Source organism: Acinetobacter sp. SwsAc4 (assembly GCF_013391535.1).
Classification (GTDB): Bacteria; Pseudomonadota; Gammaproteobacteria; order Pseudomonadales; family Moraxellaceae; genus Acinetobacter.
This window is the reverse complement of sequence record NZ_JACAXC010000033.1, coordinates 23239-34089: the sequence shown is the minus strand read 5'-3', so window position 1 is coordinate 34089 and position 10851 is coordinate 23239. Positions and strand designations below refer to the sequence as shown.

Sequence of the window (10851 nt, the reverse complement as noted above, 5' to 3'; positions counted from 1 at the left end):
TTGACTCAAGCATTAATGCAGTACGATCTTCAAAGTTAAGATGATGGTATGACAATTTTATATACTCCATAAACCCTTTAAATTAATTAGGTGGTTTATGTCGCACTTCAAGTTTTACTCTGCCCAGCTAAGCAAGCTCGCTTAATGGGTGCAGGTATTCTAGATAAGGCCATGGAACTTTATCCAGCTCTAGATTTTGAATCTTATGATCGTATGTTTCCAAATCAAGATCACATGCCAGCAGGCGGATTTGGAAATTTAATAGCATTACCCTTACAAAAGCACGCAAGAGCGCTAGGAAATAGTACCTTTATTGACAGTAACTTTAATGCCTTTACTGACCCATGGACTGTTTTACAACAAACTGAATTAATGAGTTCTTCTGAAGTTAATAATATTGTGAATGAACTAGGCTACAATTTCATCGAACAGAATCAAACAGATGTTGACCATGAGGCTCCATGGGTAAAAAATATTCCTAAAAAAAATCAAAAGATCGCGGGATGTCCAGACGCTATTGAATTGGTATTCGCAAATATGATTCACATTCCAATTCAGACATTACCCTCTCAATTGATAGCTCAATTAAAAAGATTAGCCACTTTCTCCAACCCTCGTTTTTTTAAAGCACAAGCAATGCGTTTTTCAACGACAGGAATTCCAAGACACATATGCTGTGCCCGCCTTGAAGGACAATATCTCAGTTTACCACGAGGATGCCTAACAGATATAATTCACTTGCTTAATCAACAAGATACTAAAATAAAACTAAAAGATCAACGTACTAAAGGCAACATATTAGTCAATATAAATCTACTTACCGAATTATCCTCTGAACAGGAAATGGCATGTAAAAAAATCCTTGAACACGATGTTGGAGTTCTACATGCACCAACGGCTTTTGGAAAAACTGTTACTGCAATCTCTATCATTGCCAAACGCCAAACAAATACACTCATTATTGTTCATAACAAAGAACTTGTTTCTCAATGGAAAGAACGATTACATTCATTTTTAGCCGATGTCGAAATTGGTACAATACAAGGTGGAAAAGCCAAACCATCTAATCAAATTGACATTGCAACATATCAAAGTCTAATCAACCGTGTAAATAATTCAATCAAACCTATCGCCTTTAATTACGGACAAATTATCGTAGATGAATGCCACCATTTATCCGCACCAAGCTATGAATTTCTTCTCAGTGAAGTCAGTCCCTACTACATTCTCGGGTTAACTGCTACACCAGAACGTCAAGATGGGCATCAACCCATTATTTTCATGCAAGCTGGTTCTATTGTATACAAAGCGAAATCCAACAATCACACCCAGCTTAAAAAATTATTAATAAAAGTAAATTATGAAGGTGAATTCCCAGAAATTTTCTTTGGTACCGAAAATAAACCACATATTTCAAAGCTGATGCAACATCTTACTGAAGATACAGAACGTAATAATGCCATTATTAAAGATGTCTCTCATTGTATTCAAAATGGTCAGATCCCGTTAATTTTAACTGAACGTAGAAAACATGCCGAAAATCTTAGAAATAAGTTGAATGATTTAGGGTATAAAACATCTATTTTACAGGGAGGTATGAGCCATACAAAAAACATAAAAGAAAAACAAAATTTAGATGATGCTCATGTTGTGATTGCCACGGGAAAATACATTGGTGAAGGTTTTGATCTTCCTCGTTTAGATACCTTGTTCTTGGCATTCCCGATTTCATGGAAAGGCACTTTGGCTCAATATGTTGGGCGTATTCATAGATCAAATGAAGGTAAATTTGAAGTTCAGGTATATGATTATGTTGATGTTAACCATCCGATATTTGTCAAAATGTTTCAGAGAAGGAGTAAAAGTTATAAAGCTCTAGGCTATATTGTAGAACAATCACACAATAATATCGTTTTATAATTTTAGATCTATTGACACTACCCCAATTTTCAATCCATAAGATAATTAAACGTAAAGCCGCTTTTAAAATTCTAAATGTGTGGGTCTCCTTGGCATCAAAATAACTGGCCATCACAAAGGATGCGGGTCCGAATGCAAATTTTAACTGTATTTTCAGAGTCATTTCAGATCACTACGTAGCTAAGGCTGTTTTGCAGATCGAAATGATAAAATCATAAATTGCTTTTCAAGAAAAAAGAAACTAATATGTTTCTTATAACACTAAAAAGCAATAAATGTGTCTACAATGAATGAGTCTTTACTTCAGCAAATCAAAAAAAGACGAACCCAATTGGGCTTAAAGCAAGTTGATATGCAATCCCGTACAGGCATTTCAAGACAGCAATACCAAAAGCTGGAAAGTCAGGGCAACCCTCGATTAGAGACCTTAGAAATTATCGCGGCAGGATTAAATGCTCAACTGATGCTCATCCCTGATGATAAGGTTCATTTGATTAGACAATTATTGAATGATGAAATTAAAGTCACTATTGAAGATCAGGATGACTTAATGACTAACCCATGGAAGGGTCTTCTCGGAGGAGAGGAACCATGAATACTGTTGCCGTCCTGAAATTAACATTACATCACGCTGTCGTTGGATACTTGGCAGGATTTCAGAGCGGAAAAAATATTCTGGTTTTTACGGATTCTTTCCGATTTGATCAGCAACGCCAGACCTTGAGCTTGCTGACTTCCCCCTTGTATCCTCAAGCAGATAAGATTTTAGAAAAGACTTATGTTACACATCAGCGCTTACACCCCTTGCTATCAAACTTGCTACCAGAAGGCGCATTACGCGAACTCATTGCACAAAGCCTTAAAGTACATATAGACAATGAATTTCAGTTATTGGCAGCTTTAGGTCATGACTTACCTGGAGCACTCATTGCGACCCCATTAGATCCAGAAGAAATTCCAGATGAAATAAAATTCAAACTGCAGATCTCGAATCCAGATCAGATTTTAAAGCAAGAGATTCGAACAGATAATAAGTTTTCCTTGGCCGGCGTCCAAATGAAGTTTTCCATGAAAGCCAAAGATGGGCGTTTTACACTAGCACAGGCAACGGAAACGACTCTACTCGGGGACTGGATTATCAAAACTCCTTCTTCCAGACATGCTTTTGTTCCGCTAAATGAATATTCTATGATGACCCTTGCCAAAACGGTCGGAATAGATGTCCCTGAGATTCGCTTGGTGGATATGGCCCTTTTACAAGACCTTCCACCATTAAATTTACCCCAAGAGCAATATGCTTTCGCAATCAAAAGATTTGATAGACAGAGTACTGCTGATACTACAGAGCTTATTCACATCGAAGATTTTGCTCAGATCTTCGGCGCATATCCACATCAGAAATACAGCACCACAAATTATGAGCAGATAGGAAAGATCATTTATCAATATTCAGATAACAAAATTCTTGATATTCAGCAATTTGCCAGCCGCTTACTCGTCAATATTTTACTCGCCAATGGAGATGCGCACTTAAAAAACTGGAGTATGATTTATCATGATAAAAGTGCACCCAGATTATCTCCCGCATACGATATATTAATGACCAGTGTATATATTGAAAATGAGCGTCATTTCGCATTAAATCTTGCCAAAAATAAAGATTGGTATTTAGCTGAGATGAAACACTTTGAACAATGGGCTGAAAAAGTCGGTGTTCCATGGCGTGTTATTGAAAAACAGCTTCACGTGATCATGGACAAAGCACGGTCAGTATGGCCAGTGCTATTACTAGACTTACCTATGATTTCTGTTCATAAAGAAAAATTAAGAGAACATTGGAAAAAATTGCATCCAGACTTTCAGATACTTACAGATGATTAGGGTAATCTGAAACCAAACTAAAATTTCTCAAACAAGTTCATCACGTCATTTTCCGTCAGTTTCGCTTCGCCCTCATGATCGGTACTTAGAATAGACTGTGCCAGTTCTGCTTTATTTTGCTGTAAGGCAAGAATTTTTTCTTCTATGCTTTTATTGGTAATCAGCTTATACACAAATACTGGCTTGTCCTGTCCAATCCGCCATGCACGATCTGAAGCTTGATCTTCAGCAGCAGGGTTCCACCATGGATCATAGTGAATGACTGTATCTGCGGCGGTTAAATTCAGACCGACCCCTCCTGCTTTCAGACTGATTAAAAATACCGGCACTTGTCCAGACTGAAATGCTGTAATGACTTCATCCCGTTTCTTGGTCTTTCCAGTCAGTTTCACATAGCCAATTTCTGCGTGATGGAGCTGCTGCTCAATCAGTTCCAACATTGAGGTAAACTGAGAGAAGATCAGAATTTTTCGCCCCTCCTCCACCATTGGAACGACCATATCCATCAACTGTTCAAGTTTGGCAGAGTGTGCCTGCCCGGTTTTCACTGAATCCAGCTTTAGTAAGCTAGGATGGCAGCACACCTGACGTAGCTTCAGTAAGGCATCTAAAATTTGAATTTGACTACGTTTAAAGCCTTTTTCTGCCACAATTTTCTGAATATTTTCCTGCATCGTGGCACGAACAGCCTCATATAACTTGGATTGCTGGTCATTCATATCAATATTGACTTCAATCGTGGTTTTTTCTGGCAACTCTTTGGCTACGTCAGTTTTCAAGCGACGTAAAATGAAGGGCTTAATCCGGTTGACCAACTTTTGTCTTAACTGCTCATCACCGCGCTTTTCAATCGGATGACGGTACTTTTTATTAAAAATTTCTTGTGAATATAAAAATCCTGGCATCAGGAAATAAAATAGTGCCCACAGCTCACCCAAATGATTTTCCATCGGGGTACCTGTTAGACACAAACGATGTCGCGCTGTTAATTGCCGTACTACCTGTGCAGCTTTGGCACGCGGATTTTTGATATTCTGCGCCTCATCCAAAATGAGTTGATGATATTCATATTGCTTTAGTTGTTCTTCATCTCTCGCTAGAAGCGGATAGGTGGTTAACACAATATCATAGTGCGGAATCTGCTCAAAATTCTGATGGCGGTCGGGCCCCTGTAGCAGCAATACCTTGAGCTCAGGGGTAAATTTCTCCGCTTCTTTGAACCAGTTATGCATCAGCGATGTGGGTGCAACAATTAAGGCGGGACTGTCCTGCAAATATCCAGCCTGCTTTTCCATGAGTAAATGGGCTAAAGTTTGTGCTGTTTTCCCCAAGCCCATATCATCTGCCAGAATCCCGCCATGCTGGGTTTCCCTTAAAAACTGTAACCAGCCTAAGCCCTGCTGCTGGTATGGACGCAACTCCCCCTGAAAACCTTGTGGTGTCGGCAGTTGTTGCTGATAGCCTTGTTTGAATTTCTGTACAAATTGCTGCAGGCGATCACTGACCTGCCATGTCATCCCAAGATTATGCTGCAATTCTAATAATTGACTCGCATCATAGCGATCAATACTGCGCTCTTCTTGCTGTAAAATGCTCTGCAGATGTAACAATACCGGCTTAATATCCCTAGCGGATAGAGCCAAATCAGGTTGATCAACTGCAGTTTTCACGGTGAAAATTTGACTGTCATGCAGATGAATAAACGTCCGCGGATCAAGTAAATCAGGATTTACTCGCACCAAAGCTACGAGCGCATCAAGCAAATTATAAGAATTACCTGCACTGTCTTGAACCGTCGCCCCGATATTGAACCAGTCCTGCTGACCTTCAGATTCAGTGATAGAAATATTTAAATTTTCGACATATTGCAGGTTAAAGGGGCTGTTTTCCAGATGCTCTATCTGCCAGCCCATCAACTCAATTTGATTGATGGGCATCAGCTGTTTGATCCAGTCTCCATAGAAAGCAAAAACCATAGAATCAAGACGTTGTTTATCCAGTTTTAATTGCTGGTCATAACTAAGATCTTTCACCCACTTCAGTGATTCGACCAACAGCTGTAAACGCTGGATTGACTGTTGTTCCTGAACGAAGTCCCGAAGCTGTCGCACCATTTTTCCATGCTGCTCACCAATAAAACTGTCACCTGATGTACCTGCTTTTATTCGCCCACCAGCATAGGAGAATTCAATTTCAGCACAAACAGACTCCTCTAATTTCCAATCAAATGTATCTAAAACACCGAAGCGTAAAATTGGCTGGGGACTACCCTCAAGGACATCAATATGCTGAATAGACTCGGGCCGAGGCAGATTTTTCACGTCTGAATATTGATGAGTCAGTTGCTCAAACTCTGGCAAGAGCATAGATGGAAGATCAGGCATCTGTAAAAAATGGTACAGAAGATTTGCCGTATATTCACCATATAACTGGCCCACCGTGTTCTGTTGAATATCCACATAACACGGTGGCTGGCTCGCGAGAATCTGAATATGAGGATTTGATTTTAAATCGAGTCGAATATCACCATTGACCAATTCAATATTTAAATGCTCAGTCTGTTGTTTAGCCCCTTGTTCCCATCTAAATTCGATGTTGTAGCCTTGTTCTGACCATTGAAGTGCAGCATGGCTCTTTTTTTTCCAATAAACATCGCCACTTTGAATAAAAGATTTGAAATGCTCCAATAAAATGCTGGAGATATCGAGATTGCTTTGATAAAAGCGTTCGTCACTGTTTATTTTGGCATAATAATAAATCTGGTTAAATAATTGTCGTTTTTGTTCAGGTAAAGTCAGATGCTTTCTGGTGATATTTTCATATTGGGTATAATAACTTTCCCCCGCAATTGAGCCGTTTTTATTGCGTCTGGCCTTCTGAACATCAACTGTCAATTTCTTTAAGCTGACCGACTGATCTAGCAGGTAAATTAAATAATTGTTTGTTTTGACAGATTGCTCTGGTTCAGTCTGTTGTAAATACCGTTTAAAATCATTCAACCAGCGCTGTGCCTGATCATCCCCACGTTGGCGTTTTGCGATTCCCTGCGGGGATTGAGAGTCAGCATAACGCTGTTGAAATTCCTGACGATATTCTTGAAAGAATAACCGCGCTAAAGCAGCAGCATGTTTACAGTTATATCCAACCGGACAAGTGCAGTCGTCATCGATTAAACGGTCTTTTTGGGGATTATAGGTAATCGCGGTATCGTAATAATCTGTCCCTTCAATTTGAGCATACATCGTGACATCATCATTTTCCTCAAAAAACTCAATTGTTTCCCTATCAATGTGCTTAGCATAGCTCAGACTACGATGAAGAGTTGCAGTACTAAAGCGAGATAGAAAATTGATCAATGACGACATGATTACCAGACACTAAAAATGTTTATACAATTATAACGGACAAAGCTGTCATTTCAGAACAGTAGCCGAACTGCTCAACCTGAGCACAGATTCGACTCACTCAATAGGAATATTGTGAATAAAGACAATCAAATTCGAGAAGTTAAACAGTTCATTGAGATCGAAAATATCCTGATAGAAAGTGATCATTTCTTCACAACAGTTAATTTTAAACCAAATGGGGTCAAAAGTTTTAGCATTGTTTCTATGTGTGATTCATAGAGATCATTTCAATTTAGCGATCTCTAGATCCATCTTGTAATTGGCATGTTGAATCCGTTCATTTGAGGGGTTGTATTGCTTCTGGACTTCATCTGAGAAAGGAGTTTCTTCACATAATTCAAAGTACCTCTCCATCGGTGTTTTACCTTTCAACGCTGAATGTGGTCTCATCCAGTTATAGTAATGCTGCCATTCGGCTAGCTTGTCTTGGATATCCTCAGAATTGATATCTACAGTAGCGTAGAACTCAGATTTATCAGTTTTTTGTGAACGCTCTACCTTGCCATTCAGATGAGGTGAACCTGGTTTATTTGGCCTAAATTTGATTCCATGCTGCATCATTTTTTTCTGTACTTTTTCAGCAAAGAATTCCCGCCCACGATCGGTCTGTATTCGCTGTATGGGAAAAGGCATTTCTTCAATTACGCAGTCTAAAAAGTCGAGAGTATTCGCTGCTGTTCGGCGTTTATATATCCTTAAAACGCGATATCGTGTGCAGTCATCGATAGATGTGTACTGATATAGTCCTGGACCCAGTTTACAGGTATCCATTTGAATTCTATCGCCTGGTAATGGGCGTTCATAACGAATGAAATCTGCTTTACGACGGAATTTTTTAATCGGTTTGACTTGATGGGTGGATAGTACTTTATGGATAGTCGCTAAGGACAACGAGACTCCGTGCAGCCTCATCAATTCTGTTTGCAAACGTCGAGCACCAAAATTTCTAGCTGAGCGCATTTCTAATATTAAGGCTTTTAGCTCAGCATTGATTTTAGTATTTGGCGATTTTAAGGGACGTCTACTCTGGCTACTTAATCCATCAATACCTTGCTCAGAATATCGTTTCCACCACTTGCGTAACGTTGGTCTAGAAATGCCACATCTCCGACAAACTAGGCCAGCATCATTAGTCTCTTCAAATAATTTAACTCATACGAGTCTTTGTTGAATTTCTCTGTTCATAGACACCCATTATATTGAAATAATGTCTATGAATAAAATACTTAAATAAAAATTCTCCGACAAGCTCAGTACGGTTAATTTTTATCCAAATGAGTTTTCAAAATTATGCTTCATCCATAATCCATTCTTTAAAAAGAGCATCCTCGATTTCATAAGTACCATTTTCTGGTTTAAAAATAATTTGTTTTTTTGATAAAGAACGTAGGGCCGATTGAATGAACCGTACCGCAATGTTATCTACACCAATGGAATCAGCCAGATGTTGTCTAAATTGACTACTATAAAGTTCAACTTGTGATTCCGCTATGGCTTTTAAAATTAGCTGTTCTAATAACTTAAACTCTCCCCATAATCCCGAAAAGTCACGATGCCCCATTGTATCGGCTATAAGCTGTTCCTTGGCAAAATCTATAGCCAGCATTGGGTTTAAGGCTAAACGCTCCACTAATGATCTTGCTAGTTGAGGACTTTGCTTCATATCTAAAAAAGCGTGCCATAAAATTTCTTTATTCAAACTACGTCCTGTTGTCTGATTAAATACATCTGCCAGATGATCTGTAAATGCTTTTGTTAGATTTGGAAAAGGTAAATTCTGTCCATAATGAAAAAAGGGAGCACTACTCACAGAAAACATTTGTCTCAGGCCTTCTCGACTTGAACCAGTAAAAACTACCTTTATTGTTTCTTTATGCATATCTAAAGCGGTACGTAAACTGGCAATCGTGGTTTTATATTTTGAACTAGCTAAAGCCTGAATCTCATCAAGTAACAGTAAAATAGGTTTCCCCTGCTGAGCCAGTTTAGTAATGCTAGACAAAATACTGGAATTCACTTGTCCTTGTAGAAGTGTCACTTCAGCTTTTACCCCTGCCACCTCTGTACTTAAAGAACCAATATTTTTAATCCAATGTGTGGCTTTCCCCATTAAGCCATTTTGTTTTGAAAACTCATCAAGAGCTTTTACAAACTGCCCTTCACTATGCAGGCCTGCATCGGCTTTGTTGCACAAAGATTTGAAAGGCAAAGCGCCCCTAATTGAGCCAAATTTAAGGCGTAACTTGGGTAAGTGGTCGACCTAATTCCGTAAATCTGTTGAGGACTGCTACACGTGCATGAACCTCATTGACTTGGCTATCAAAGCTCCTTGCACTGAGTTTATCTCCTAATAATTTGATGCAGTGCATTTTAGTCTCAACCAAACTTCGGCGATGATAGCCTGACCATTTTTTCCATAGTGTCCTACCTAAACGTTTAATTGTTCGAAGTAATTCATTTCGCTCTAGCGAGCTACTCTTTGTATCTTTCCATGGTTTCGCATTTTTTCTAGGTGGAATCACCGCATGTGCTTGCCGATCTGCAATGACCTGACGGCATTGCTTGGTGTCATAAGCTCCATCGGTATAAACAGAGTCAATCTGCTCATCTTGTGGAATCTGATTAAGTAAATCACCAAGCACCTGTGAATCACAGACATTATTGGTTGTGAGCTGAATAGCGCGTATTTGTAGGGTTTTGGCATCTATACCAATATGTAGTTTACGCCATTGGCGACGATATTCAGCTCCATGTTTCTTGCGTTTCCATTCGCCCTCACCTAGAAACTTCATGCCTGTAGAGTCTACGAGTAGATGCAGCCCATCGCTACTTTTTTGGTAGCTGATTGCAATATCAATATGCTTTTGTCTTCTACAAAGCGTACTGTAATCTGGTGCGGTCCAATTTAATCCGCAAAGTTTAATCAGACTTTGCACAAAGCCAGTGACCATACGTAAAGATAGACGGAATAAGGATTTAATCATTAAGCAGCATTGGATGGCTGCGTCGGAGTAGGTTTGATTTCGCCCTTGTTTGCCTTTTGATGGAGCATACCATTGCGTAGCAGGATCAAACCAAAGGGCAATATTTCCGCGATTAATGAGTGCTCGGTTATATGCGGGCCAATTGGTTGTGCGGTAGATTTTGTGTGTAGGCTTCTTCATTTGAAAATTATATCGCTGAAAAAGCCTTTACAGATAGGTTTGTGCAACAAAGCCTTAAATATATCCAAAAAAGTAATGGAGAAATAGCTCCAATTTCTATCTTTTAGTCAGCTTATTCTTTACTCATTTTACTATTTTGGTTGTTGTTAAAATATTGCTTCCGTCTTCTAGAATTATGCTTCCAACTTTTTGCAACTTTATAGACATAAGCAGGTAAATCATCCCATTCTTCAGGCAAGCCCGTACCTCGTGCAACACGAAGTTTTAAAGGATAGTTCTTATATTCAATCAAATGAAGAAAATAAAAACTACGCTCTTGAAGTGTACTGAACTTTTTATGATACACATTTCTCAGATGAGGGTATCGTTGTCGTATACCGTCATTAGGGTGAGTATTTTCAGGTTGTAGGTACTGAAATTTCAGCTTTTTCATATTGCCTCCTAGGTCACATTACCTAGAAGGGGTCCTCTGCGTAGTA

General features: G+C 39.1%; 7 protein-coding genes and 1 pseudogene. 3 read left to right on the top strand and 5 right to left on the bottom strand.

The window, feature by feature from the left end:
• The first annotated feature begins 90 nt into the window (after positions 1-90).
• The 3 genes from HYG88_RS13250 to HYG88_RS13240 all read left to right on the top strand — a co-directional run bounded on the left by HYG88_RS13250 (position 91) and on the right by HYG88_RS13240 (position 3801).
• Complete coding sequence (locus tag HYG88_RS13250) at positions 91-1920, top strand: DEAD/DEAH box helicase family protein (RefSeq protein WP_372616682.1); 1830 nt, start codon at positions 91-93, stop codon at positions 1918-1920.
• 286 nt (positions 1921-2206) lie between these two features.
• The gene (locus tag HYG88_RS13245; RefSeq protein ID WP_001005874.1) at positions 2207-2515 is read left to right on the top strand and encodes a helix-turn-helix transcriptional regulator; all 309 of its coding nucleotides are present in this window, start codon (positions 2207-2209) and stop codon (positions 2513-2515) included.
• A complete protein-coding gene (locus tag HYG88_RS13240; RefSeq protein WP_016164863.1) occupies positions 2512-3801 on the top strand; it encodes a type II toxin-antitoxin system HipA family toxin in 1290 nt (429 codons plus the stop codon). Before HYG88_RS13245 ends, HYG88_RS13240 begins: the two co-directional genes overlap by 4 nt.
• Before the next feature lie 17 nt (positions 3802-3818).
• Here the strand turns inward: HYG88_RS13240 and HYG88_RS13235 are convergent, their stop codons facing one another.
• The 5 genes and pseudogenes from HYG88_RS13235 to HYG88_RS13215 form a co-directional block, all read right to left on the bottom strand.
• Positions 3819-7166: a DEAD/DEAH box helicase gene (locus tag HYG88_RS13235; protein ID WP_016164864.1), complete on the bottom strand. Its 3348-nt coding sequence runs from the start codon at positions 7164-7166 to the stop codon at positions 3819-3821.
• Between the two features lie 264 nt (positions 7167-7430).
• Positions 7431-8393, bottom strand: a pseudogene (locus tag HYG88_RS13230) (IS481 family transposase).
• A gap of 103 nt (positions 8394-8496) precedes the next feature.
• Positions 8497-9417 carry a hypothetical protein gene (locus HYG88_RS13225; RefSeq protein ID WP_016164865.1) on the bottom strand — a complete coding sequence of 307 codons (921 nt, stop codon included), beginning with the start codon at positions 9415-9417 and terminating at the stop codon, positions 8497-8499.
• A 22-nt stretch (positions 9418-9439) separates the two neighbouring features.
• Positions 9440-10372 carry an IS5 family transposase gene (locus HYG88_RS13220; protein WP_005064486.1) on the bottom strand — a complete coding sequence of 311 codons (933 nt, stop codon included), beginning with the start codon at positions 10370-10372 and terminating at the stop codon, positions 9440-9442.
• Between the two features lie 112 nt (positions 10373-10484).
• Positions 10485-10805, bottom strand: coding sequence for a hypothetical protein (locus HYG88_RS13215; protein WP_000734101.1), 321 nt, complete (start codon positions 10803-10805; stop codon positions 10485-10487).
• Positions 10806-10851: the final 46 nt, after the last annotated feature.